Source organism: Flavobacterium tagetis (assembly GCF_016735615.1).
GTDB classification, from domain to species: Bacteria; Bacteroidota; Bacteroidia; order Flavobacteriales; family Flavobacteriaceae; genus Flavobacterium; species Flavobacterium tagetis.
Genome location: NZ_JAERSF010000002.1, coordinates 576,337 through 602,175, shown reverse-complemented (window position 1 = coordinate 602,175; position 25,839 = coordinate 576,337). Strand labels below are relative to the sequence as shown.

Here is a 25,839-nt window from a genome sequence, read left to right as displayed (position 1 = left end):
AATGAATTCACATAAATTATTAAACCTAATTGGCAATACTCCTTTAATGGAAACGGTCAATCTAGTTAAAAATAAAAATGTAAAGCTTTTACTGAAACTGGAAGGAAATAATCCTGGAGGAAGCGTAAAAGATAGAGCGGCATACAACATGATTGCTGCAGCATTGGAAAGAGGCGACATCAAAAAAGGAGATAAACTAATTGAGGCAACAAGTGGAAATACAGGAATTGCTTTAGCAATGATCGCACAGTTATTTGGCATCGAAATCGAATTGGTTTTACCAGAAGATTCAACTAAAGAACGTACTCAGACAATGCGTGCCTATGGCGCCACAGTTATTCTTACGCCTGCTAGTGAAGGAATTATTGGTTCTAGAGATTATGCCGATAAAAAAGTGGCCCAAGGCGGATATTTAATGCTAAATCAGTTTGCTAATGATGACAACTGGAAAGCGCACTACAAAACAACTGGACCAGAAATTTGGAATGATACTGACGGAACAGTAACCCATTTCGTTTCAGCAATGGGAACAACTGGAACTATTATCGGGACTTCAACTTATTTAAAAGAGAAGAATCCAAATGTGCAGATTATTGGTGCACAGCCAAGCGATGGTTCTCAGATTCCTGGAATCCGTAAATGGCCACAGGAATACTTACCGAAAATATTTGATGCTTCTAAAGTTGATACCGTTATCGATGTGAGCGAAGAAGAAGCACGCACCATGACCAAAAGATTGGCTCTTGAAGAAGGTGTTTTTGCAGGAATGAGTAGCGGAGGTTCTGTTGCTGTTGCCCTAAAAATAGCCGAACAATTAGAATCTGGAGTTGTAGTTGCTGTTATCTGCGACAGAGGCGATCGTTATTTGTCTTCGGATTTATTTGACTAAAGAAGGTACAAAGTGACAAAGGCTCAAAGGGACAAAGTTTCTAAACTTTTCCTAAAAACTTTGTCCCTTTGAACCTCTGAACCTTTCTAACTAAAAAAAATGAACTACAGAAAACTAGGAAAAACAAACTTTAATATCTCCGAAATTTCACTTGGAACTTGGCAAGTTGGTGGAAAATGGGGATCGGGTTTTGATGATAAAATGGCCGATGAACTTTTGAATACGGCTATTGACAATGGCATAAACTTTATCGATACTGCCGATGTCTACGAAAACGGATTAAGCGAAACTGCAGTTGGACGAGTAGTTCGCTCTCGTTCTGAACGTATTTTTGTTGCGACAAAATGCGGACGCCAGATAAATCCGCATGTTAATGAAGGATATACTCCAAAAGTGCTTCAGAAATTTGTTGAAGACAGTTTAAAAAGAACCGGTTTAGAAACACTTGATTTGATCCAGTTGCACTGCCCTCCTACGGAAGTGTACTATCGTCCAGAAATATTTGAACTTTTTGACCGATTAAAAGAACAAGGAAAGATTCTTAATCTTGGCGTAAGTGTTGAAAAAGTTGAAGAAGCTTTAAAAGCAATTGAATATTCAAATGTAACTACAGTTCAAATCATCTTCAATCTGTTCCGTCAGCGTCCTTCTGAATTGTTTTTCTCAGAAGCCAAAAAGAAAGACATTGGGATCATCGCAAGAGTTCCTCTAGCAAGCGGACTTTTAACAGGCAAATTTGATTCAAAAACAACTTTTGAACCTCAGGATCATCGCAATTTTAATCGTAATGGAGAAGCGTTTGATAAAGGCGAGACTTTTTCCGGAATTGATTATGAATTAGGATTAAAAGCCGTTGATGAATTGAAAGCTTTATTTCCTGAATCAAAAAATCTAGCTTCCATTGCCCTTCAGTGGATTTTGAGCTTTAATGAAGTAAGCTGCATTATCCCAGGTGCATCAAAAACAGAACACGTTTTATCGAATTTATCCGTTTATGATACACCAAAATTGACTTTAGAACAGATTATTGCAATGAATAAAATTTACAGCGATCTGATTAAACCTTCTGTTCATCAGCTTTGGTAAATTCTACATAAAAAACTTTCAAAATGCTGTTGTTATATCAAATTTTAGCATTTTGAAAGTTTAAACATTCAAAGAAAAAATTTCTTACAACCTTAACGCAACCTTTTCTTTATCAGTACATCTAATAATAAAACTAATCATAAATCATTAACCATGAAAAAACTAAGTTTTATATTATTTGTCTTTTGCCTGATCGTCGGATCTTGTGATAACGATGAAACTACGAAAGAAGAAGATTCTGCCAAACTTCTGGAATCTTATAATGATGTAATTACATTTTCTCAGGCCAATAGCCAAGTTTGCAATAATGCAGACGAATGGGGCTTTATTAAAATGGATAAATCTGGCTGTCCTGAAAATGGTTACATTGTATATTCTAAAAAAATAGATCTTTTAACACTCCAGGCAAAAATTGATCAGTATAATAAAGTAAAAGAAAATTTCCACAGAAAATGGGGACATGAAAATGAAGGAGAAGATATTTGTGGACTAAAAACGGTTCCTACTGGAGTAAAATGCGTTGACAATAAACCTCAATTATCTTCTGATTTTGTTTTGCATTAAAAATTTCAAAAGCTGTTATGGATTTGGTTCTTAACAGCTTTTTTGTTTTTAAACATCAAATTCAATTCTAAACTCAGCGCCTTTATTCTTTCCTTCGCTAGACGCAGTTAATCTTCCTTTATTTCTTTCGATGATCTTTTTGCACAAATACAGTCCGATACCCGTAGAACCTTCACTTGCGGTTCCAAGTCGGCTCATCTTAGTGAATTTTTTAAATAATTCTTCAATCTGTTTTTTATCAAAGCCTATTCCTCTATCTCTAACTGTTACAATCAATTTTGAATTTTCTAAAAAAATTCTTGCTTTTATTTCACTTTCAAAATAAGAAAACTTAATCGCGTTGCTAATTAGATTCACCAAAACCTGAATCAAAAGCCCTTCATCTATTTTCAGTTTAGCTTCTGAACATTCTAAAACTAAATCCAATTTAATATTTTTATCCAATAAACGCTGTTCTACCTGTTCATTGATAAAAGGAACAATATTAGGAAATGAAATTATCTTAGCCTCTTGATTTATTTTTGCAACTTCATCTTGTTCTTTTAACAACTTGATAAAATTCTCTATATATCTAAACTGAAGACTAGTCGATTCACAAATCAGTTCTGCTAGATTTTTTACTGACTCAGTTGGATTTTCACTTATAATCAATTGAGCCAAACCTTGCGGATTTCCAGCAAAATTCTTTAAATCGTGGGAAAGCATATAAATAAGATCCTGTTTCTCATTGATGAAATTTTCTGCTTCATTAATTGATTCCTGAATATTACATAAAAGCAATCCCGCCTCATCTGTATATTCAGTTGGCAAATCAGACATTTTTCTTGAAGCTCGGTAGTCATCTAATGCTTTTGAGGCAGTAGCAATTGGCTTTATTAGTTTATTTAAAACCAAAAGCGTTATTGCCGTTGCCAACAATGTCATAACTAAAGAAAAAATAAGAATCGAAGTTGATGATAGTTTATGTTCAAAAAACAGAACAAAAAACAAGATTCCGATTAAGGGAATATGAATACCGATAAAAGCGACAAATAAAAATTTGAAAGCATAACTTTTTTTTAGAAAGCTGATTTGTGAGAGTTTGTGGTACAACTTCATAAAAAGATACAAATAGCAGGTTAATACGTAATTTTATTGGGTTTATTACAAAAACAAAATTAACTTTTATACTCAATTAAACTAATATTTTGAAGAATTTCTAAATTTTTTCTAAAATTAAATTTGTAAAAGTTTTCAAAGGCTTATTTTTGCGCTATGGGAAGAAAAAATACAGACAAAATTGTCTTTCATCAAATTCAAGTTCTTGATGCTGGCGCAAAAGGAGTTTCAGTAGCCAAAGCACCTGACGGAAAAGTAATCTTTATTCCGAATGTGGTACCTGGAGATGTGGTAGACGTGCAGACATTAAAAAAAAGAAAGGCTTATTACGAAGGTAAAGCTGTAAAATTTCATGAATTATCTGAATATAGAGTAGAGCCAATCTGCGAACATTTTGGAGTATGTGGAGGTTGTAAATGGCAAAATATGAAATACAGCCAGCAGCTTGCATTTAAACAAAATGAAGTTAAAAATCACTTACAAAGAATAGGAAAAATTGAACTTCCAGAATTTGAAGATATTTTAGGTTCTGAGAAACAATTTTTCTATAGAAATAAAATGGAATTTTCTTTTTCTAACAGCAGATGGCTTACAGAGAAAGAAATTGGAAGTACTGAAGATTTAGGAAATAGAAATGCATTAGGATTTCATATTCCTAAAATGTGGGACAAAATTCTTGACATCAACAAATGTCATTTACAAGAAGATCCTTCAAATGCCATTCGTAACGAAATCAGAGCTTTTGCAAACGAACATAATTTAGCTTTTTTTAATCCGAGAGAGCATTCTGGATTATTGAGAACAGTTATGATTCGTACTGTTTCTACAGGAGAAATTATGGTTTTAATTCAGTTTTTTGAAGATGATAAAGAAAACAGAGAATTAATTCTTGACCATTTATATGAGAAGTTTCCACAAATCACTTCATTACAATATGTGGTAAACGGAAAACAAAACGATACTATTTACGATCAAGATGTTATTCTTTACAAAGGAAGAGATTATATTCTGGAAGAAATGGAAGGTTTAAAATTCAGCATTAATGCTAAATCTTTCTACCAAACTAATTCTGATCAAGCATACGAATTATACAAAATAACAAGAGATTTTGCTGGTCTTACAGGAAATGAGACTGTTTATGATTTATATACAGGAACGGGAACAATTGCCCAATTCGTTTCCAAAAAAGCAAAAAAAGTAATTGGAGTAGAAAGTGTTCCAGAAGCTATTATTGATGCTAAAGCCAATGCAGAACGCAATAATATTACGAATTGTGAGTTTTTTGTTGGTGACATGAAAGTAGTCTTTAACGAAGCTTTTATTGCGCAGCATGGTAAACCAGATGTTATTATTACAGATCCGCCTCGTGACGGAATGCACAAAGATGTAGTAGAGCAAATCTTAAAAATTGCACCAAAAAAAGTAGTTTATGTAAGTTGTAACTCTGCTACTCAAGCACGTGATTTGGCTTTAATGGATGAAAAATACAAAGTAACACGAGTAAGACCTGTAGATATGTTTCCGCAGACGCATCATGTTGAAAATGTTGTACTTTTAGAACTTCGATAAAAAATAGATGAAAAAACTAATCTCTCTTTTACTGCTCTTTACCTTTGGCTTATCCAGCTGCGAGAAAGATGATATTTGCGATGCTAATACACCAACTACACCTAGATTGGTTATTACATTTTATGATATTTCCAATCCGACAAAAACTAGAAATGTGAGTAACTTAAAAGTTATTGGCGATGGAATGGAACAGGGAATTGTTTTTAACGAAAGTCTTGCAGAGGACGATTCGTTAAGGTATGTAACTAGTGGTAGCACGGTATCAATACCTTTAAAAGTAAATGACACTATATCTACCTTCAAATTTATCAACAATTCTTTAAATACCACATCTATCAATACTGATGTTATTAAATTTAGATATACAACACAAAACGTGTATGTTTCGAGAGCTTGTGGTTTTAAAACCATTTTTCAACTAAAGAATGTTCTCCCATTTGTACAAACAGATCCAGATGGAGATACCCTTTGGATGACCGAAATTGATTTAGTAAACCCTAACATTGAATCTGAAAATGAGACACACATTAAAGTTTATTTCTAGTCTTTCATTATTGTTTTCAATGTTTTTAGGTTATGCTCAGGATGTGCCTGAAATTTCTAAAAATAAAGATACAACAACGACGGAAAAGCCTCAAACAGAAAAAACTGTAAAAACGGCAAAACCAGAAATTCAAGAAGCTCCAAAGGATAGCGTAGTAAAAACAGATCGCTACGGTCTTCGTGTTGGTGTCGACTTGTATAAATTAACTCGTGGACTTTATGATAAAGATTATAAAGGAGTCGAGTTTGTTGGAGACTGGCGATTAACTAAAAAATATTATTTAGCAGCTGAATTAGGCTACGAAGATAAAACTACAGAAGACGACCGTTTAACTTCTTCTGCTAATGGAACGTACATAAAAGCAGGTTTTGATTATAATTTTTATCAAAACTGGTTGGATATGGAAAACCTAATTACAATAGGAATGCGCGGTGGATTTAGTTCTTTTAGCCAAGAATTGCATAGCTATAAAATCTACAATCCGAATCCGTATTGGGGAGAATTACCTCCAATAGCAGCAGATCAAAAATATAGCGGTCTTACAGCTGCTTGGATTGAAGTTGCATTAGGATTAAAAGCGCAAGTCCTCAAAAACTTATTTCTTGGTTTTGGTGTTCAGCTTAAGCTTCTGGCTTCTAACAAAGAACCAAATAACTTTGAAAATCTTTACATTCCAGGTTTTAACAGAACCTATGACGGAAGTTTTGGAATTGGTTTCAATTACACTGTTTCTTACTTTATTCCTATTTACAAGAAAAAAACAATGGCATCTGAAACGGCAAAGAAGGAAGAGCCTAAGAAGAAAAAATAGTTTCTTTTTAAGATGAGATTCTGAGATACTAAGGCAAAAAAAGCGGTAAATTCAACTTGAATTTACCGCTTTTTTTGTTGTTAAGATTAAAACCTAGAACCTTAGTGTCTCAGAATCTTAGCACCTTTTATGATAACTGAAAATTAATTGCTGCTTGCGTATGTATTAAGGTGGTGTCAAAAATCGGAACATTTAAGTCACCTTCTTTTATTACCAACGGAATTTCGGTGCATCCTAAAATGATTCCTTCTGCTCCGTTATTTATCAATTCATTTGCAATTTCTAAATAACGTTTTTTCGTTTCCTCTGTTGCAATTCCTCTTCCTAATTCTTCAAAAATAGTGTAATGAATAAAATCTTTAACTTCTTCACTCGCCGGAATTATAGCTTCAATTCCTTTTTCTGCCAGTTTGTCTTTGAAAAAATCTAATTCCATTGTGAATCTTGTTCCAAGCAAACCAACCTTTTTTAGTTCTTTCTTCTGAATTTCAACCGCCGTTTCTTCTGCAATATGAATAAGAGGAATATCAATAGCCTGCTGTAATCTGTCTGCAATTAAATGCATCGTATTGGCACATAAAAGAATAGCTTCTGCCCCGCCCGATTTTAAAACTTCTGCCGCTTTAGAAAGCATATTAAAAGTAGAATCCCAATCGTTGGTATCGTTATTCTTTTTAATATCAGCATAATTAAAAGAGTAAATTAGACATTCAGAGAAATTTAGTCCGCCAAGTTTTTCATTAATCCCTTTATTAATTAAAGTATAATAATCTGATGTAGAAACCCAGCTGATTCCACCAATAAGTCCAATTTTCCTCATATAGATAGTTTAAATTATTGAATTTCTTTGATTCCTTTTATAAAAAGCCATTTCATAAAAAGCTTTTCTCCATCTTTGGTTCTAACAGCCTGAAATTTAGGTCCAATAATAGTTCCTATTACAAATGCCGTCATCGGAATCCAAATTCCAGTTAATCCTGTATAAGCAGCAATCAAATATCTAAATATAAGAAATAAGACTGCAAAAGCTGCCAGTTGGTATAAAAAAGCTCGTAGTTGTAGTTTTGACATTTTTTTTGAGTTGCTAAGGTTCTGAGATGCTAAGATTCTAAGTTTTCCTTTGATTCTTAAATAACAGAAACTTAATTATTTTAAATTTTATTAAATCTTTTTTAGTTAGCTAAAATTCTTAGCATCTCAGAACCTTAGTAACTTAGAAGCTTAGACTTGAAATTTCGTTCTCTTGCTTCCTTCGTACATTTCATATTTTACCAAACGTGCTTCAAGGCTTCCGTTGAAAAGTTTGATTTTTCTTGAAGGTTTTAATCCAACAAATTTTAAAGCCTCAAGGTTTGCTGTGATAAACCAAGCGTTTGTTCCTGGATAATTTTTCTTCAAAGTGTCTCCAATACTAGCATAGAATCTTTCCATGTGAATATCCAAACGCTCATCATAAGGTGGATTGAAAACCATATGAAGCTTTCCTTCCACTTCTTTTTCAGTATCAAAAAAGTTATCTTCATGAATCGTTACATAATCTTCAAGATTAGCATTTCTAATATTATCTTTCGCTTTGCTTACCGCACTTGGCGCTTTATCAAAACCTTTAATAGTGTAATGAAACTCTCTTGTTTTTTTCATTAAACTGTCAACAATCTTATCAAAAAGATCGTTATCCCAATCTTTCCATTTTTCAAAAGCAAATTCTCTTCTGTTAATATTTGCTGGAATGTTACAAGCAATCATAGCCGCTTCTGCCAAGAAAGTTCCAGAACCACACATAGGATCTAGAAAATGACTTTGTCCATCCCATCCCGATAATAATAGAATTCCTGCTGCTAAAACCTCATTAATAGGAGCAATATTCGTAGCCGTTCTATATCCACGCTGATGAAGCGAAGCTCCAGAAGTATCTAAAGCTACAGAAACCTGATCTCTATCGATATGAATATTAATACGTAAATCTGGATATTGCTTATCAATACTTGGGCGTTGCCCCGTTCTTTCTCTAAACTGATCTACAATGGCATCTTTACATTTCTGAGAAACAAATTCAGAATGATTAAAATAAGTAGAATGTACCGTTGTATCTATTACAAAAGTCTGATTCGCATTTAAATATTTAGACCAGTTTAACCCAGAAATACCTTTGTACAAAGCCTGCTCATTATTTGCTCTAAAAGAATAAATTGGTTTTAAGACTTTAAGCGCAGTACGCAAAGACAAATTGGCTTTATACATAAAACCTTTATCTCCTTTAAAGCTTACCATCCTCACTCCTTTTTCAACATCCTGAGCGCCAAGTGTGCGTAATTCTTTTTCTAATATTTCTTCAAAGCCAAAAAAACATTTGGCAATCATTTTAAAATTTTCTTCCATTTCTTTTTCAATTAAAAAAAGCCAATCGCTATAACATTTTATTATACTGGTATAAACACGTATCGAAGCGAAATAGTTATTTTTCGGCAAAAATACACTAAATTTGCCGGACTTTTGAATTAATTGAAATAGAATAAATGTCTGAAAAACATAACGCACCAATCCAAAACCAAGAAGACGACAATCAAAACTGGTACTCTTCCTGGTTTGACACGCCATATTATCACATTCTTTATAAGGATCGTAATTATCGTGAGGCTCAGGTTTTCATGGACAATTTAACGCATTACCTTAACTTGCCAGAAAAAGCAAAAGTATTGGATTTAGCATGCGGAAAAGGCCGTCATTCTATTTATTTAAATCAATTAGGCTATGATGTTTTAGGAGCAGATTTGTCTGAAAACAGTATTGCCGAAGCCAGCAAAAATAGTAACGAAACACTGCATTTTAAAGTGCATGATATGCGCGAGCCTTTTGAAGAAAAGTTTGATGCTATTTTTAATCTTTTCACCAGTTTTGGCTATTTTGAAAGCGACGACGACAACCTAACAACTTTAAAAGCAATCAAAGAAAGCTTATCTGAATACGGTTTTGCCGTTATCGATTTTATGAACGTAGCAAACGTAATCGAAAATCTTGTTCCCGAAGAAGTAAAAACGGTTGATGAAATAGATTTCCACATCAAAAGATATGTTGAAGACGGACATATTTTCAAAGAAATTGATTTTGAAGACCAAGGCAGAAAATATCATTTTACAGAAAAAGTAAAAGCACTAACTTTGAAAGACTTTCAGGATTTAATGGACGAAGCTGGAATTTTCCTTCTGGATATTTTTGGAGACTATAAGCTTAAAAAATTCCATAAAACCGAAAGCGAAAGATTAATCATGATTTTTAAATAAATTGGTTAATCGTTTAATTGTTTAACCGTTTAATCGGGAGCAAAAAACAATAAAACGATTAAACGAATCAACGGTTAAACAAATATAAATGAACTATTTATTACCTTTATTTTCTGTACTTTTAGGATATAGCGCGGCTTTGTTTATAAAACCCGAAAACAAAACCAATTTAAAACTGCTGCTTGCATTCAGCGGTTCTTTTTTATTGTCTTTAACTGTAATGCATCTGCTGCCCGATGTTTACGAATCGCATAACCACAATATCGGAATCTTCATTATGGTCGGAATTTTATTCCAGATCATTCTCGAATTTTTCTCAAAAGGTGCCGAACACGGACACGTACACGGACATGCAAAAATGTCTCAAATTCCGTGGCTTTTGTTTATCAGTTTATGTATTCATGCCTTTTTAGAAGGCTTTCCTGTAAGCCATCATCACGGTTTAGCAGTCGGAATTGCTATTCATCATTTGCCAATTGCAATTATTCTAACTACGTTTTTCATCAATGCCGATCTAGACAAAAAAGCCATTTTTGCCTTTATGCTTGTCTTCGCAATTATGACCCCTTTAGGAACAATAGCTTCAGAATATTTATCTTTTTTAAATGACTATTATACAGAAATAACGGCAATCGTAATTGGAATTTTATTCCATATCTCATCAACAATCATTTTTGAAAGCAGCGAAGGACACAAATTCAACGTTGCTAAAGTTTCGATGATCGTTCTCGGAATTTTATTGGCATTCTTTTTATAATGTGTCAATTAGAAAATGTGCCAATTAGATGATAATTTTCTAATTCGCACATTTTCTAATTATCTAATTTAGTTAGCTCTCTTTTTCTCGTCCTGATTTCCAAAAGCACGTTCTTTTACATTGATTTTATTATTTCCAAAATTGTAAATCACAGACAAACGAACAAATCGATTACTATTGTTTTGATCGTAAACTTGTTTCACACCATTTACAACCGAAGTAAAATCTTTTAAGTAAGAAGTATTAAAAATATCATTTGCCAAAAATGCGATTTGCATCGTTTTATTAAGCAAGTCTTGTTTAAAACCAATATCAAAACTTGACGTATACCCTATTTTGTATAAACCTCTTTCATAAGGTGGCGTATAGCTAAAATCGATTTGAAGTTTAGAATTTTTCCCTAAAACAAAAGTATTATTTGTAGAAAAATCTATTTCTAAACTATTTGACGGAGTTGCATTGATATCTTTTATAAATTCTGTTTTTGAACCTAAAAAATACAAAGAATTTTCGCTTGTCCACCAATCTGCAAAAGTTGCCGAATATGTTTCTCCAACTCCATAACTCAAACTTTTAAAATAATTATCTCTTGTTACAATTTGTGTATTTGTTTCTGGATTTGAGGTAAACAAAACGCCATAACCGTTTGTGATTGCATTGACAAAAACAGTAGTTCTCAAAATCTCTTTATAAGAATATCCAAACTCAAAATTGTCACTAAACGAAGGCTGCAAAAACGGATTCCCTTCTGAATAACTATTACTGCTTATATAAATTCGAAACGGATTCAATAAATCAAAACGTGGTCTGTTGATTCTTTTTCCATAATTTAAGGTAAAAGTATTGTTGTCATTTTTCTTATAAGATGCAAAAACCGTTGGAAACAATTTCAAATAATTATTAACCGTTTCCTGATTTAAAGTTTCAGAAAAACCTTTTGTCTGCGTATTTTCTAGTCTCAAACCAACTTGAAAATTCCATCTTTCATTGATTTTTTTATCTCCGTTAACATAAAACGCCTGATTATTTTCCGTGTAATTAAATCGGTTTGATTGTAAAGGATCTAATTCTGGAGTTCCTGAAATCGTATTATAATAAAGTAAATCACTTACACTGTTTGTAAAACTCATTTTCGCGCCATAAGATAAATTCAGTGCTTGAAACGGATGCTCCATATCAGCCTTAAAACTCCAATTATGAATATCTTGGTTTGAGATATTTCGCCCCGACTGATTTACATCAACAAAAGTTCCATCTGCTAAATAGTCGTTTGCGATAAACTCGCGATCAAATTTTGAATTGTAATTAAAGTAATCCACATCAAAAGATAATTTTCGGTTCAGCGAATCCAGTTTTGTTATCAAATGCGCATTATACGTTAAACTTCCCGATGCTCTGTCTGCGTAACTTTTATTGATGGTATAATTTTTTAATTGATTCTGAGTATCATATCTGTCTATCACAATATCCGATTGAAAATCTGGATTATTTCTGTCGTTTATAAATTGAAAGCCCGCAGTTGTTTTTTCTGAAAAATCATAATCTAAAGCTAATTTCCCTGATAGATTTTCATTTTTCATTTTTGTCGTCGCGCTCATATTTGAAATTCCGTCTTCAAAATATACTTTTGAAATTTCATCTATATTCATATATCCCGTTTTTCCGTTGACGCTTGCCGAAAGACGAAACTTATTTTTGTTATAAAAGAAATTATCTCTCAAAGTAAAAATTCCATACTTGTTTTGATCATAAGAAGCTGTAATAGTATTTTTCCAAGAATCGCGAGTCCCTTTTTTCATAATAATATTAATCAATCCACCAGCTCCTTCAGCTTCATATTTTGCAGGCGGGTTACTGATAATTTCAATATTCTTGATGTCGCTTGCAGAAATTGATTTTAAAAAATTATTCAATTCTTCGCCCGTTAATTCAATAATTCTTCCATCAATCATAACTCTCGAAGTTCCTTTTCCCAATATATTTATCATATTGTTTTGCACTACAACACCGGGTGCGCTATTGATGGCGCTTAAAGCATCTCCTCCAACATTGGTTACATTATTTTCAAAATTATAGACCAAACGATCCGTTTTTTGCTCAATGGTTTTCTTTTTAGACTGAATCACAACTTCAACTAATTTTGTTTCGTTTTCTTTAAGCGTCATAACCCCTAAATCTGTATCTTTTTCTAAGGAAATTTTATTTTCATAATCAGTAAAACCCAAAAGACTTATCGCTATTTTATAAGAACCATTTTTAAGATTGACTTCAAAAGAACCATCTTGACTTGAAGTTGTTCCTTCAATAATTTTTCCTTCTAAATTTGAGATTGTTATTTCTGCCCATTCTAAAGGTTTTGTTTCGCTTGTAATTTTTCCTTTTAATTTTAATGTTGATTGTGCCAAACAAAATAAAGGCAATACTAAAAAGATAAGGAGATGTAATTTTTTCATGGTTTCTAATTTTAACTTGTTCGATTAATTTGAAGCAAAGTTGCCTTAGAAATTTTGAGTATGCGACCGACAAAAAAAGTCGAACCAATTTCTTCTCAGAAAATTGGTTCGACTTTATAAGATGAAAAGTACGACTTTTTACAAAACCTTAATTAAGAAGCGTTTCGATAAGCCGTAGGCGTTAAATTTGTATATTTTTTGAAAGAAGTATTGAATGATGATTTAGAATTAAATCCTACTTCATACAAGATTTCTAAAACAGTTAAATCTTTTTTGGAAGGATTTTTTAAAATTTCCATTGCTTTTTGAATGCGATACTCATTCACAAAATCAAAAAAATGTTGATCCATTTGGTGATTAATCAAAATCGATAAATCGCGAACCGGAATATTAATTTGATTACTTAATTCTTGTATTGTTAATGACGGATCAAGAAAAGGCTCTTTCTCTATCATGTATTGTTTTAAAGTTGAAATCTGGGTCTTAATTTCTTCGTTTTCATTTTCTATTTTTTCAGTTATTTCATTTTCATTTTGCGGAAGAATCTCTTTCGTTAATTTTAATCGAGAATTGATTCCTCTAAAAAGTTCAGGATGATTTAATGCTTTCAAGACAAACCAGCATATTACGCTTAAAGCCATAACGATCATCAAAACATTTCCCCAAAGAAAAATATCTCTGGAAGCGGTATAGCGCAATAAATTTTTTGAAGCTGTAATAGAATGCATAACTACAAAAACACAATTCATCTGAAAAAGCCATTTGTAGGTAGACGTACTAGGATTGGTATAATTTTCGAGATAAATTCTTTTGTATTTTCTTAAAATCAAGAATATACTCACAATATAAAACCAATACTGAAATTCGATTAGAATTTGAAAAAAGTAAATTTCAAACATTGTACTGTAATGTTCTAAAATAAACTGCTTTTCAGTACCCGATTTCAAGTAAATTCTCGGCATTAAAACAAAATTCATCACTATAAATGGAAGTGTAAAGATTAAATGCCTCCATTTTAATCTAAAATCAGAATAACAAACTGCCAAAACATAGAGATAAATTAAAGGCATTTCTAACAAACACACCGTACTTCTAAACAAATCTATATTTACATATTCTATAGGAAATGAATAATCCATTAATCCGCTAAAATCAATCGCTGACAAAATAATAAAACAAGCAAAAAGTCGGTTTGCCAATTTATTCTCCGTCTTTACAGTAAGTAAAAAAAGTGCCAATAATAACGAAACAAAGACAGCAATACGGGCAACGCTATCTAAAAATCCTAATTTATCCATTTATCTTTTTATATTAAACAAATATAATATTTTAGTTTATGTAACAAAGTCACATTTTAACCGTCTTTATGCAGAAAAAATAGAAGAAAAAAAATGATTTTAAATCTCTGAGACTTTGCAAGATTGATATAAAATATATTAATTTTGACGAGTCTAAATAACGATAAAATGACATTTACGAAAACTACTGAACAAGCATCAAAATATGAACATTTAGAGAAAATGTCTGTTCATGAATTGTTATCTAATATTAACCAAGAAGACAAAACTGTTCCTTATGCAGTAGAAAAAGCTTTACCGCAAATAGAAGCTTTGATTCCGCAAATTGTTGCAAAGTTAAAGTTAGGCGGCAGATTGTTCTATATTGGAGCAGGAACCTCTGGCCGACTTGGTGTTGTTGACGCTTCTGAATGTCCGCCCACTTTTGGTGTTCCGTTTGATTTAGTAAATGGCATTATTGCCGGTGGTGATACAGCCATAAGACGTGCCGTAGAAAACGCCGAAGATAGTACAACAAATGCTTGGATTGATCTTCAAAATCATAATATCCATTCTAATGATGTTGTAATTGGAATTGCTGCTTCTGGTACAACTCCTTACGTAATTAGTGGTTTAGAATCATGTAATAAAAACAATATCGTTACAGGATGTATTACTTGTAATGCAGGGAGTCCGCTGGCATTAACGGCTCAATTTCCAATTGAAGTTGTGGTTGGACCAGAATTTGTTACAGGAAGTTCTAGAATGAAAGCTGGAACTGCACAGAAATTGGTTTTAAATATGATTTCGACTGCCGCAATGATTCAACTTGGAAAAGTAAGAGGAAACAAAATGGTCGATATGCAGTTAAGCAATGTCAAACTCGTTGATCGTGGTGTAAAAATGATTATGGACGAAATTTCAGTTTCTTATGAAGAAGCTTCTGAATTATTGAAAAAATATGGCAGCGTAAGAAATGCTGTTGATAATTATAATAAGTAAAAAGTTTTCTGTAAAACGTGAATGTTGTTTCAAACTGCAACTTGAAACAAAGAAAACTTTAAACAAAAAACAAAATGGCAACAAACAAAGAATTACTAAAAAAAGGAGTGAAATATTTATCGGGCGCTCTGCCTCTTATGTTTCTTGGCCCAACATTGATTTATAATGCTTTTCAAAATCAAGGCAACAATTGGCACTATCTAGTTTTAGGAATTGGTATTGTGGCTTGTCTCTCTTCTATGCTCTTGATTTTTTTAGGATTGAAAATCATTATGAAAGGTATATTTAATGACTAATTTGTATCTTTACTAAAATTCTTTGTTATGGATATACAAGCAGAAATAAACTGGATTCATCAAGAAATTGATAAAGTAAAAGACCCCTCTTTTGTAGAAAAATTAAAACACCTCTTACAATCAATAAATAATACCGCAATTGATTCGGATGCAGCTTATAATTTAGATATTGAAAATGCCTTAAATGATATTAAAAAAGGTAATTTTTATACTGAAGATGAAGCTAAAGAAATTGCAAAAAAATGGGGAAGAAAATAATTTGGACAAACAATGCTTTGAGCCAATTAGAAGACATTCATTTTTACATTTTCTTTGAAAGTAAATCACTTACGATTGCTGATAAAGTAGTTAATACTATTTTTGAAAGTACCGAAATACTGAAAACACAACCTGAAATTTATAAACTTGACAAACAAAAAGCCAACAATGATGGTAGTTTTAGAGTTTATTCTGTTTACGATTATCCTATTTCTTATCAAATAACAAAAGAGAACATCTATATACTTCGAGTGCGTCACAATGCACAAAAACCAAAAAAATATTCATGGAAAGTCTAATTCACATTCAGAAAACATTTGAGAAAGTTGTTTATATCGATAAGAAAATAAACAATCGCGAGTTTGAAGATTGTGTATTTAAAAACTGTGATTTTTCCAACAGCAATTTCAATTCTAATACTTTTCTTGACTGCGAGTTTGTTGACTGCAATTTATCTATGACAAGTTTGGCCGGAACAAGTTTAAAAAACGTCACTTTCAAAAACTGTAAACTTCTTGGAATTGCTTTTAATGAATGTGACGATTTTTTATTTCAGGTTTATTTTGAAGATTGCGTTCTGGATTATGCTCTTTTTTCAAATAAAAAGATGCCTAAAACCAAATTTATCAATTCATCTGTACGCGAAGTGACTTTTATAGGAACCAATTTAACGAGTTCTGTTTTTGACAATTGCAATCTTGACGGCGCTATTTTTAACGAAACGCAATTGGCGGGAGTTAACTTTAAAACGGCTTACAATTACAAAATTGATCCTGAATTTAATCCGATGAAAAAAGCGCAGTTTTCTACCGAGGGAATTGTTGGATTATTAGATAAATATGATATTAAAATTATATAAATAAATTATTTTTTTATCGTTCTGAGCGCTTTTTTAATAATATAAAGCGTTTCTTTTGTTGGACTTTGTTTCTCCCATTTTTCACATAAATCTTTTACAAAATCTGGTCTTGTTTTACTGGCATCATTCAGCCAATTTCCAACACTGTCCTGAACATATTTTGAAGGATCACTTTTTAAAGAATTTAGAATTTTTAAAGCCAATTCTGGTTCTTGTTTTAGTTTTTGAATATGCTCGCACCAAACTCCTCTTGGTCTGGTCGCTTCGGTCGCAAAACGTCTTATATTCTCATCTTCACTAAAAGTCCATTCCAATAAAATTTCAAGACTTTCTTCTAAATTGTTTATAATATTCGATCGAATTGCTAACCATGAAATTTCTCTGACACCAAAATGCTTGTCGGCTGACAGAAACTGTATTTCCTTTAAAATTGCTTTAATTTTAAGCTCTTGATTTTTTCCAATTGTATAAGCAAACCAACATCTCACTACATCCGATTTGTGTCTCGCCATTATTGAAAGTATATCAGAATCATTATTAAAAATTGATTCTGTCAATATTCCTGTTCCAATTGTTTCATTTATGGTGTTGACTGTTTGTTTTTTCAAATTTCTGATATCTGTCAAAATAGGTTCCAAATATTGAATTCGGTTACTTTCTTTCAATAGATTCTCTAAAAGCTTCGTTTGATTCACAGCAAGCCATTCTACCAGATTAGCAGTTTCAATTTCTCCTTTATTGAGCTGTTCTAAAACAGATGCAGGAATATCTTTTGCCGATCTAGCTCCTTTACGTTTTATATCTTCCATAGTTTTTACTTTGATACAATTGATCTTTTATTATGCTTAAAATTTTGATTATTTTTGTAAAGATCGGAAAGCCTGATAACACTGGCAATACCGCACATTTTTACCCCATAGTGATATAAAAGTCAATTTTATGCAAACAAAGGAACGAAACGCCGAAAATAAAATTTGTCCACTAGAAATTGCTGTAAATTCCATTAGCGGAAAATGGAAAATTCCGATTGTCTGGCAGATAAATGATGGCAAAAAAAGACCTAGCGAATTTTTACGTGGCATTGCAAAAGTGGACCGACGTGTTTTAAATCAGCAGTTAAATGAAATGGTTGAAGATGGTATATTGATAAAACATTCGTTTAACGAACTTCCTCCGCGAGTTGAATACACTTTAACCGAAACTGGGAAACAATTAGTAGAGATTCTTTGGAAACTAAATGACTGGGGGAAAATATTGATTCAGGAAAACAAAATCGAACTTTAATCTTAAAATAGCAAATCATGAAAGCTGATGAATCTTATCTAGAAAGTGTCAAAAAGCAATTTTTATATTATAAAATGCTTGGCGAAAAGGCAATAGACCAACTTGAGCCAACACAGCTTTTCGTTTCTTTTAATGACGACACCAATAGTATAGCAACAATCATAAAACATATTTCGGGCAATATGCTTTCGCGATGGACTGATTTTCTAACTTCTGATGGCGAAAAAGAATGGAGAAACCGTGACGCCGAATTTGAAAATGATTTACAATCTAAAGAAGAAGTTCTGGAAATTTGGAACAAAGGTTGGGATTGTCTAGAAAATGCTTTAGAAAGCTTAAAACCCGAACACCTTTCAGATATCATTTACATCAGAAATGAAGGGCATACAGTTATTGAGGCCATCAATCGTCAATTGGCACATTATCCTTATCATGTTGGGCAAATTGTTTTTTATGCTAAACAGTTGAAAAACAGCGAATGGACTAGCTTATCAATTCCCAAGAATAAATCGGGAAATTATAATGCCGAAAAGTTTGCCAAAGAAAAAGAAATCAAGAACTTTACTGACGACGAATTAAAGAGATTGAAATAATTTATCTTTCTAAATATGAAATCAAAAGATAACGAAACGCATCACTTTTTACCAAGCGGAGAATGGGAAGGATTTTATTGCTATTCTAATTCGCCCTCACAACATAAAATGTCTATTGAATTAAATTTTGCAAATTCAATTATTACAGGCTCTGGAATTGATGATGTAGACTCATTTCGATGGAACGGCTCTTATAATTTGGAAGATTTTAAACTTAAAATGGTCAAAACTTATCCAACACATATCATTAATTATGCTGGAGATATAGACGAAAACGGCATTTGGGGTCTTTGGGATAATCCGGAGGACTTGAGTTTTTTTGCTGATTTTCGCCAAACGTTCTTCAACAAATCAAAGCGATGACAAAAGGAGGTTTTCATATCTGGCCTAAAGCAATTAAAAGTGAGTCTAAAGAGGAAATGAGAGAAGAAATCAAAGAATCTAAAAAACTGAAAGAGTTTTATATTCAAAAAATCTAATTATAATACAACTGTTTATTGTAATCCTAATGCCCTAGCCCTGATGGAAGCGGCATCCTTTTGTGGCGGGGTTCGCCACAAAAGATATAGCGGACAGCAGGAATCAGCTCCTAAAAAACAACTTAATTAAAATGAAAAAAATAGTATTCTTATTTCCAATATTGGCTTTAGTGTCTTGTTATAATACTGAACACAATTGCAAAGATTTCAAAACTGGGAAATTCAAATTTGAAACAGAAGTCAACGGTGAGAAAAAAACAACTTATTTTGAACGCAAAGACGATATTGAAATCGAAACTTTTGAAGGCAAAACAGATACGGCAACCATACGTTGGGTAAGTGATTGCGAATATGTGCTGCAGAAAAAACATCCAAAAAATATGGCTGAAGAAAAAGCAATCAGCATGAAGATTTTAACGACTTCTAAAGATTCTTACACTTTTGAATTTGGTTTAGTTGGTTCTGAGGAGAAACAAAGAGGAACGGTTTACAAAGTTGATTAAATAATCAAGCTTTTTTTTGCCACAAAGGCACAAAGACGCCAAGAACTTATCTCTTTGCGACTTTGTGCCTTTGTGGCAAATTATTATAACGTGTTTCTTTTACATTTCTATTTTAAATAGTACATTAGGACTTTAATCTAACCAAATGAAAAATACCATTTCGCAAAGAGTAGCTGACTTTCTAAAAGGATATCCGCCGTTTAATTTTTTGCATCAGAGAGATTTAGAAAAACTATCTGAACAGATTTCTATTATTTATAAAGAAAAAGATTCGGTAATTTTCGCTGAAAACGATAAAACACATGATTCCTTTTATGTGGTTCACAAAGGTGCTGTTGCCTTGAAAAAAAGCACTAAAAATACTGTTTTAGACATGTGTGATGAAGGCGATATTTTTGGACTTCGTCCTCTTTTGGCACAGGAAAATTACATTATGGAAGCTGTAGCGCACGAAGAAAGTATTCTTTACGCTATTCCGATTGCCGTTTTTAAACCTTATGCGCTAGAAAATAGAAATGTTGGTAATTTCCTGATTGAGAGTTATGCTTCGAATACTCGAAATCCTTACTCAGATATTCATAAAGACAAATTATATGGTGATGATCAATTAAATGAAAATCTGCATTCCAGCAATCATTCATTTGATTTAGCGCCAATCAAATACTCAAAAAAAATAGTTACCTGCAGCCCGTCAACAACGGTTAAGGAAGTGGCAAAGATCATGAATAAGAAAAAAGTTGGAGCGATATTGATTGTTGATGAAATGCTTCCGATTGGAATTTTGACCGATAAAGATCTTCGAAACAAAATAGTTACAGGCGATTTTCCGATAACCACAACTGCCGAAACGATAATGACAAAACCTGTTATTACGTATCCAAAAAAAATGACGGTTACCGAGGCGCAAATGGCCATGATGAAAAGTAATATCAGCCATTTATGTTTAACGAAAGACGGGACTGTAAATACAAAAGCGGTTGGAATTTTATCGAAACATGACGTAATGGTGGCGCTTGGTAATAATCCAGCGGTTTTGATAAAAGCGTTAAAACGTACTAAAAAAATCAAGGAAATAAAACCAATTCGTAACCGAATTATGCAATTGCTTCAAGGTTATTTGGATCAAAATATTCCGATGACTTTGATTACCAAAATCATTACTGAATTGAATGAAGCCTGCACAACTCGTGTTATCGAAATTTGTTTGGAAAAAATGAGTAGTCCGCCACCTGTAAAATTTGCTTGGCTAGCGCTTGGAAGTCAAGGACGTGGCGAACAAATGCTACATACCGATCAGGACAATGCGATTGTTTATGAAAACGTAAATGAGGTTTTTAGAGATGAAACTAGAGTGTATTTTCACAAATTTGCTAGTCTTGTAAATAAAGGCCTTTTTGAAATTGGTTACGATTATTGCCCTGCCGACATGATGGCTTCAAGTCCGAAATGGTGCATGAGTTTGGATGAATGGAAAACTCAGGTACATCATTGGATTACAAATCCTGGGAAAAATGAAGTTTTACTTTCGTTTATTTTCTTCGATTACAGCAAAACTTACGGAGACGCCGAAACTGTAGATCAATTATCAGATTATATTTTTGAAACCATAAAAGCTAATCCAATTTTTTATATGCATTTGGTAAGCGGCGCTTTGCAAAGCCCTTCCCCTACTGGTTTCTTTAGACAATTTCTGGTTGAGCAAGACGGCGCAAACAAAGACAATTTCGATATTAAACGAAGAGCATTAATGCCATTGACAGATGCCGCGCGTGTTTTAATTTTATCGCATTCGGTAAAAGGAATCAGCAATACGGCGGAACGTTTTGAGAAATTGGCGGAATTGGAACCTAATAACAGAGAATTGTATTTATCGTGTTCTTATTCGTTTAAGGCTTTACTGAAATTTAGAACCAAACAAGGATTGCTGCATCATGATTCTGGTCAGTTTATCGAATTGGAATCTTTAACAAAAATGGAAAAAATTAAGCTGAAACGTACTTTTAAAACCATAAAAGAACTTCAGGAACTTATTTCGGTGCGTTTTAATATCTCAAATCTGGTGTAATAATGAGTTTATTCAATTTTTGGAAGAAAGAAGAAAACAATCTATTCGATGAAAATATCACCATTGAAGGAACTCGTTTTGTAGTTTTAGATACGGAAACGACAGGATTTGATTATGATAACGATCGCATTTTGTGCATCGGTGCCTTGGTTCTTCAAAACGGAATTATTAATGTTCAGGAAAGTTTTGAAGTTTATCTGGAACAAGATCATTATGATAAATCTACAGCTCAGATTCATGGCATTTTAAAAGATCTGCTTGTTAAACGTCCTACAGAATTAGAGGCTTTACAGCAGTTTTTGGATTTTCTGGGAGATTCTATAATCATTGCGCATCACACGATTTTTGATGTTACGATGATTAATAGAGCTTTAGAGCGAAACGGACTTCCGCATTTAAGTAACAAAACTTTAGATACCGCTTATTTATATAAAAAGACTTTAATTCAGTCGCATTTATTTGAAAGGAAAGATCATTACACCTTAGATGATTTGGCTGATAAATTTGATATTTCAAAAAAAGACCGTCACACTGCTTTGGGAGACGCATACATAACTGCGATTGCTTTTCTCAAGATTGTTAAAAAACTGAAAGAGAAGAAAGCAACTAATTTAAATCAGCTATTCAAATAATTTTAAGTTTTTTTTAGGAGTCTTAAATTTACATTCGAAACTTTCAATTTACCTTTTCATAATACAAGACTTACATTTATTAGCATTAAGAAAAAATTAACATAACGTGTACTTTGTTTAAGAGAGATAGCTTTGCCTTAATCAAAAAAAATAAAAAACACTTATGAAAGCTAACTTTTTAAAATCAATTACCTTGCTTGGACTTGCAGGTCTTTCTGCAATAAGCTGTCAAAATGATGACAAAGATTCGAAAAACGATGTAAACGCAAGTATCGATTTTACTTCACATTCAAAAGTACCTCCTTTTGTTTATGCACAAACAGGTTTTGAAAACTTAAAAATCAGTACTTTAATTACTAGTGCAGATGTTCTTCCAAATTCACCTTCTTTTGTTTATGGAGCACAGCCAGACGGAGCTGGATTAATGAAAGATCCAAATGGTGATGGATACATTATGATTACTAACCACGAAATTATTCAATCTGTATCAAGAGTATATTTAGATAAAACTTTCAAACCTGTAAAAGGAGATTATATTGTTGATGGCGTTGGAGGTCTTACTCGTTTATGTTCTGCTACTTTGGCAACTCCAGAAATCCATGGGTTCGGACCAATCTTTTTAACTGCTGGTGAAAGCGGTCAGGAAAGTATGGTTCACGGAATTAACCCGCTTGGATTATCTACTGATAAAGCTAGAACTGACAGAGTATTGCCTGCTTTAGGAAAAGCAAGTATGGAAAATGCTGTTCCGCTTCCAAAAGAGGCTTATCCTGGAAAAACAGTTATTTTAATTGGTGAAGATCAATCGTATGCAACCTCTCACGTGAGTGCTGGTCAGCTGATTATGTATGTAAGTACAGTTGGTGATTTATCTAACGGAAAATTATACGCTTTAAAAAGAACTGATGGAAATCAGGTTGAAACGACTATCAAGTTAAACAATTCATACCCAGTTGAATTTGTTGAAATTCCGAATGCAAAAAACTTAACTGGTGCTGTAATCAATACAACAGTTAATGATTTAAAAGCAATTCGTTTCTCAAGAGTTGAAGACGTAGATTACAGAAAAGGAAGTGCAAGCAACAATAGAGAAATCTATTTTACTGCAACTGGTCAGGCAACAAATAATGCTCCTGTTGACGGATATACAATGTGGGGAAGAGTTTACAAAGTAAAATTAGATGCAACAAATCCATTAAAAGGAACTTTAGAATTGGCTGTTGAAGGCGACAGTACTCCTGGAACCGGAATCATCAATCCTGATAACTTATGTGTAACAGAAAATTACGTTTACATTCAAGAAGATGGTGATAGTTATTATGCAGATGCAAAACACGATTCATACATCTGGCAATACAATATTGCTACAAAACAAAATAAACCGTGGTTAAACATGAACCACAAAAGAACAGATACAGCTTGGAACACACTTTATAACCAAACTGGCGAAATGAGATTTGGAAGCTGGGAATTTGGTGCTATGCAAGACATTTCAGATATCATTGGTGTTCCAGATACTTTCACAGTAAATGTTCACCCACATACTTGGCAAAGTGATGCATTCAAAAATGCTGATGGTTCAGGAACTCAAACTAACAAAGAGGGAGGACAAACTGTAATTATTAGAAACGTACAACGCTAATAATTCTACCAAAATCTATTGACAACCCTTATTTTTCGATAAGGGTTGTTTCTATTACAACTCCACTATGAAATTAAAATATCTTACTTTTCTATTCCTACTGTTTTCTTTTTTCTTTTCATGCAAAGAAAGCGAAGCATCAAAACCAACAGTTAAACAAGAATTACTTGTCGATTCAAATAAACTTAGTAATGAAATTACACAATTTCAAAAACTTGTAACCAACAATTCTTCACCAAAAGAAATTGTAGAACAATTTAAAAAGTCTCGTCTAGCATACAAAAAAGTCGAATGGGCAGTTGAATATTTTATTCCGGAAACCGCCAGATTTATGAATGGTCCTGCTCTTGACGAAATGGAATTGGAAGAAAACCGATCTTTTGAACCTCACGGTTTTCAGGTTATGGAAGAAATGATCTATCCTGAATACAATCTTGAAAGCAAAGAAGATTTAACGAGAGAATTGAATATTTTTCAATCGAATATTAAACAGCTTAAAAGCACTTTTGAAGTTATTACCATCAGTGATGATTACGTTTTGGATGCTATACAGCAGAATGTTTTTAGAGTTATTGCTTTGGGAATAACAGGTTTCGACAGTCCGATTTTGCAGTCTTCAATTCCAGAAGCTGGCCAGAGTTTAATTTCGATTCCAGAAACGCTTGAAAAGATTAATGCTGATAATAAATCGGTATCTGAATTAAGAGAATTAACCAAAAACGCACAAAAATACTGCTCTGAAAATAATAATTTCAATGATTTCAATCGTGCTACTTTTATATCTGAATATTTAAATCCGATTTCGAAAAAACTGAAGACTTTTCAGAAAGAAGAAAACATTAAAAATGTAAAGAAAAGCAGTCCGCTAAAACCAACAATTGAAACTTTATTTGATAAAGACGCCTTTGATGTAAATGCTTTCGTGCTTTCTAAAGAATATAATTTTACTAAAGAAAAAGCGGTTTTAGGCGAAAAATTGTTTTATGACACAAGTCTTTCTAAAAATAATGACAGAAGCTGTGCAACTTGCCATAATCCTGAAAAAGCTTTTACAGACGGATTAAAAACTAATGTTTCATTAACGGGAATGAATTTACCAAGAAATACTCCCACTCTAACCTATGCATCATTGCAAAATGCTCAATTTTGGGATATGCGTCAGTTGGATTTGGAAAAACAAAGTGTAGATGTTATTCAGAATAAAGACGAAATGCATGGCTCGATGGAAAATATTCATGCTAAAATTCAGCTGGATAAAGAATATGTAAAGCTATTCAAAAAAGCTTATCCAAAAACTTCAAAACCTGAAGTTTGGCAGATTCAAAATGCTATTGCGAGTTATGTACGTTCTTTAAACTCTTTTGATTCCAGATTTGATGAATACATGAGAGGAAACAAAAATGCTCTAAACAATGAGGAAATCGAAGGAATGAACTTATTTATGGGAAAAGCAAAATGTGCTACTTGCCATTTTACACCTTTATTTAATGGAACAGTTCCGCCAAGTTATTCCAAAACGGAACATGAAGTTATTGGAACTCCAAATGAGCCTTCAGGAAAATCTTTGAGTCCAGATAAAGGCCGTTATATATACAATCAAATGTCACAGTTAGTCGGTGCTTTTAAAACGCCTTCAGTAAGAAATGCAGCAGTTACCGCTCCATACATGCACAACGGAGTTTTTAAAACGCTCGAAGAAGTGGTTTCTTTTTACAATAAAGGAGGCGGAATTGGTTTAGGTTATGAAGTAGAAAACCAAACGCTTCCTTTTGACAAACTGAATTTGACTGTAAAAGAAGAAAAGGCTCTTGTTGCTTTTATGAAAACGCTTACAGATAAAAAATACCAGTAAAACCAAAATAAATCTCTATTAAACAAAAACGCCGAAAAGTAATTT

The 25,839-nt window shown here is 32.8% G+C and carries 28 protein-coding genes; 21 read left to right on the top strand and 7 right to left on the bottom strand.

What is annotated here, in order from left to right; translation table 11 throughout:
- Nucleotide 1: 1 nt before the first annotated feature.
- From cysM to JI750_RS10050, 3 genes are all read left to right on the top strand, one after another.
- Nucleotides 2-889, top strand: coding sequence for a cysteine synthase CysM (gene cysM / locus JI750_RS10060; RefSeq protein WP_202001027.1), 888 nt, complete (start codon nucleotides 2-4; stop codon nucleotides 887-889).
- A 99-nt stretch (nucleotides 890-988) separates the two neighbouring features.
- On the top strand, nucleotides 989-1,975 hold the full coding sequence (locus tag JI750_RS10055) for an aldo/keto reductase (protein WP_202001025.1): 987 nt from the start codon (nucleotides 989-991) through the stop codon (nucleotides 1,973-1,975).
- Between the two features lie 153 nt (nucleotides 1,976-2,128).
- Nucleotides 2,129-2,539 (top strand): hypothetical protein, encoded by a 411-nt coding sequence (locus JI750_RS10050; protein WP_202001022.1) that lies wholly within the window; start codon nucleotides 2,129-2,131, stop codon nucleotides 2,537-2,539.
- 48 nt (nucleotides 2,540-2,587) lie between these two features.
- Here JI750_RS10050 and JI750_RS10045 read toward each other — a convergent pair whose 3' ends face one another.
- Complete coding sequence (locus tag JI750_RS10045) at nucleotides 2,588-3,463, bottom strand: sensor histidine kinase (RefSeq protein WP_236673011.1); 876 nt, start codon at nucleotides 3,461-3,463, stop codon at nucleotides 2,588-2,590.
- A gap of 330 nt (nucleotides 3,464-3,793) precedes the next feature.
- On the opposite strand from JI750_RS10045, the gene rlmD reads away from it, so the two are divergent.
- From rlmD to JI750_RS10030, 3 genes are read left to right on the top strand one after another with little or no spacing between them, the layout of a single operon-like run.
- Nucleotides 3,794-5,206 (top strand): 23S rRNA (uracil(1939)-C(5))-methyltransferase RlmD, encoded by a 1,413-nt coding sequence (gene rlmD, locus JI750_RS10040; protein WP_202001018.1) that lies wholly within the window; start codon nucleotides 3,794-3,796, stop codon nucleotides 5,204-5,206.
- Nucleotides 5,207-5,213: 7 nt separating this feature from the next.
- Nucleotides 5,214-5,750 carry a DUF6452 family protein gene (locus JI750_RS10035; RefSeq protein WP_202001015.1) on the top strand — a complete coding sequence of 179 codons (537 nt, stop codon included), beginning with the start codon at nucleotides 5,214-5,216 and terminating at the stop codon, nucleotides 5,748-5,750.
- The gene (locus JI750_RS10030) at nucleotides 5,722-6,561 is read left to right on the top strand and encodes a DUF6048 family protein (RefSeq protein ID WP_202001013.1); all 840 of its coding nucleotides are present in this window, start codon (nucleotides 5,722-5,724) and stop codon (nucleotides 6,559-6,561) included. The genes JI750_RS10035 and JI750_RS10030 overlap by 29 nt, the downstream gene beginning before the upstream one ends.
- Nucleotides 6,562-6,688: 127 nt before the next feature.
- Here JI750_RS10030 and JI750_RS10025 read toward each other — a convergent pair whose 3' ends face one another.
- The 3 genes from JI750_RS10025 to JI750_RS10015 all read right to left on the bottom strand — a co-directional run bounded on the left by JI750_RS10025 (nucleotide 6,689) and on the right by JI750_RS10015 (nucleotide 8,940).
- The gene (locus JI750_RS10025; RefSeq protein WP_202001011.1) at nucleotides 6,689-7,381 is read right to left on the bottom strand and encodes an aspartate/glutamate racemase family protein; all 693 of its coding nucleotides are present in this window, start codon (nucleotides 7,379-7,381) and stop codon (nucleotides 6,689-6,691) included.
- A 14-nt stretch (nucleotides 7,382-7,395) separates the two neighbouring features.
- The gene (locus tag JI750_RS10020) at nucleotides 7,396-7,632 is read right to left on the bottom strand and encodes a hypothetical protein (RefSeq protein ID WP_202001009.1); all 237 of its coding nucleotides are present in this window, start codon (nucleotides 7,630-7,632) and stop codon (nucleotides 7,396-7,398) included.
- A 150-nt stretch (nucleotides 7,633-7,782) separates the two neighbouring features.
- Nucleotides 7,783-8,940 (bottom strand): THUMP domain-containing class I SAM-dependent RNA methyltransferase, encoded by a 1,158-nt coding sequence (locus tag JI750_RS10015; RefSeq protein ID WP_202001007.1) that lies wholly within the window; start codon nucleotides 8,938-8,940, stop codon nucleotides 7,783-7,785.
- A gap of 137 nt (nucleotides 8,941-9,077) precedes the next feature.
- On the opposite strand from JI750_RS10015, the gene JI750_RS10010 reads away from it, so the two are divergent.
- Nucleotides 9,078-9,842 (top strand): class I SAM-dependent methyltransferase, encoded by a 765-nt coding sequence (locus tag JI750_RS10010; protein WP_202001004.1) that lies wholly within the window; start codon nucleotides 9,078-9,080, stop codon nucleotides 9,840-9,842.
- Between the two features lie 88 nt (nucleotides 9,843-9,930).
- Entirely contained in the window at nucleotides 9,931-10,599 is a 669-nt protein-coding gene (locus tag JI750_RS10005) for a ZIP family metal transporter (protein ID WP_202001001.1), read from the top strand.
- Between the two features lie 68 nt (nucleotides 10,600-10,667).
- Here JI750_RS10005 and JI750_RS10000 read toward each other — a convergent pair whose 3' ends face one another.
- Both JI750_RS10000 and JI750_RS09995 read right to left on the bottom strand, forming a co-directional pair.
- Entirely contained in the window at nucleotides 10,668-13,052 is a 2,385-nt protein-coding gene (locus JI750_RS10000) for a TonB-dependent receptor domain-containing protein (protein ID WP_202000999.1), read from the bottom strand.
- Between the two features lie 152 nt (nucleotides 13,053-13,204).
- Entirely contained in the window at nucleotides 13,205-14,350 is a 1,146-nt protein-coding gene (locus JI750_RS09995) for a helix-turn-helix domain-containing protein (protein ID WP_202000998.1), read from the bottom strand.
- 168 nt (nucleotides 14,351-14,518) lie between these two features.
- Between JI750_RS09995 and murQ the strand changes: the two genes are divergently transcribed.
- From murQ to JI750_RS09970, 5 genes are all read left to right on the top strand, one after another.
- A complete protein-coding gene (murQ, locus tag JI750_RS09990) occupies nucleotides 14,519-15,331 on the top strand; it encodes an N-acetylmuramic acid 6-phosphate etherase (protein ID WP_202000996.1) in 813 nt (270 codons plus the stop codon).
- Nucleotides 15,332-15,405: 74 nt separating this feature from the next.
- The gene (locus JI750_RS09985; protein ID WP_111378576.1) at nucleotides 15,406-15,627 is read left to right on the top strand and encodes a DUF6095 family protein; all 222 of its coding nucleotides are present in this window, start codon (nucleotides 15,406-15,408) and stop codon (nucleotides 15,625-15,627) included.
- A gap of 27 nt (nucleotides 15,628-15,654) precedes the next feature.
- A complete protein-coding gene (locus JI750_RS09980) occupies nucleotides 15,655-15,885 on the top strand; it encodes a hypothetical protein (protein WP_202000994.1) in 231 nt (76 codons plus the stop codon).
- Nucleotides 15,870-16,184 carry a type II toxin-antitoxin system RelE/ParE family toxin gene (locus JI750_RS09975; RefSeq protein ID WP_202000992.1) on the top strand — a complete coding sequence of 105 codons (315 nt, stop codon included), beginning with the start codon at nucleotides 15,870-15,872 and terminating at the stop codon, nucleotides 16,182-16,184. Before JI750_RS09980 ends, JI750_RS09975 begins: the two co-directional genes overlap by 16 nt.
- On the top strand, nucleotides 16,172-16,744 hold the full coding sequence (locus tag JI750_RS09970) for a pentapeptide repeat-containing protein (RefSeq protein ID WP_111378579.1): 573 nt from the start codon (nucleotides 16,172-16,174) through the stop codon (nucleotides 16,742-16,744). The genes JI750_RS09975 and JI750_RS09970 overlap by 13 nt, the downstream gene beginning before the upstream one ends.
- A gap of 5 nt (nucleotides 16,745-16,749) precedes the next feature.
- On the opposite strand, the gene JI750_RS09965 is transcribed toward JI750_RS09970, so the two are convergent.
- Nucleotides 16,750-17,553: a DNA alkylation repair protein gene (locus JI750_RS09965; RefSeq protein WP_202000990.1), complete on the bottom strand. Its 804-nt coding sequence runs from the start codon at nucleotides 17,551-17,553 to the stop codon at nucleotides 16,750-16,752.
- Between the two features lie 130 nt (nucleotides 17,554-17,683).
- Between JI750_RS09965 and JI750_RS09960 the strand changes: the two genes are divergently transcribed.
- The 8 genes from JI750_RS09960 to JI750_RS09925 all read left to right on the top strand — a co-directional run bounded on the left by JI750_RS09960 (nucleotide 17,684) and on the right by JI750_RS09925 (nucleotide 25,794).
- Nucleotides 17,684-18,028 carry a winged helix-turn-helix transcriptional regulator gene (locus JI750_RS09960; protein WP_202000988.1) on the top strand — a complete coding sequence of 115 codons (345 nt, stop codon included), beginning with the start codon at nucleotides 17,684-17,686 and terminating at the stop codon, nucleotides 18,026-18,028.
- Between the two features lie 17 nt (nucleotides 18,029-18,045).
- A complete protein-coding gene (locus JI750_RS09955) occupies nucleotides 18,046-18,621 on the top strand; it encodes a DUF1572 family protein (RefSeq protein ID WP_202000987.1) in 576 nt (191 codons plus the stop codon).
- A 15-nt stretch (nucleotides 18,622-18,636) separates the two neighbouring features.
- Nucleotides 18,637-18,984 carry a hypothetical protein gene (locus JI750_RS09950; protein WP_202000984.1) on the top strand — a complete coding sequence of 116 codons (348 nt, stop codon included), beginning with the start codon at nucleotides 18,637-18,639 and terminating at the stop codon, nucleotides 18,982-18,984.
- A 247-nt stretch (nucleotides 18,985-19,231) separates the two neighbouring features.
- Nucleotides 19,232-19,603, top strand: coding sequence for a DNA topoisomerase IV (locus tag JI750_RS09945; RefSeq protein WP_111366732.1), 372 nt, complete (start codon nucleotides 19,232-19,234; stop codon nucleotides 19,601-19,603).
- Between the two features lie 145 nt (nucleotides 19,604-19,748).
- A complete protein-coding gene (locus JI750_RS09940; protein ID WP_202000981.1) occupies nucleotides 19,749-21,668 on the top strand; it encodes a DUF294 nucleotidyltransferase-like domain-containing protein in 1,920 nt (639 codons plus the stop codon).
- 2 nt (nucleotides 21,669-21,670) lie between these two features.
- A complete protein-coding gene (locus JI750_RS09935) occupies nucleotides 21,671-22,300 on the top strand; it encodes a 3'-5' exonuclease (RefSeq protein WP_202000969.1) in 630 nt (209 codons plus the stop codon).
- Between the two features lie 163 nt (nucleotides 22,301-22,463).
- A complete protein-coding gene (locus tag JI750_RS09930) occupies nucleotides 22,464-23,942 on the top strand; it encodes a PhoX family protein (protein WP_202000966.1) in 1,479 nt (492 codons plus the stop codon).
- Between the two features lie 67 nt (nucleotides 23,943-24,009).
- Nucleotides 24,010-25,794 carry a cytochrome-c peroxidase gene (locus JI750_RS09925; RefSeq protein WP_202000964.1) on the top strand — a complete coding sequence of 595 codons (1,785 nt, stop codon included), beginning with the start codon at nucleotides 24,010-24,012 and terminating at the stop codon, nucleotides 25,792-25,794.
- Nucleotides 25,795-25,839 lie beyond the last annotated feature (45 nt).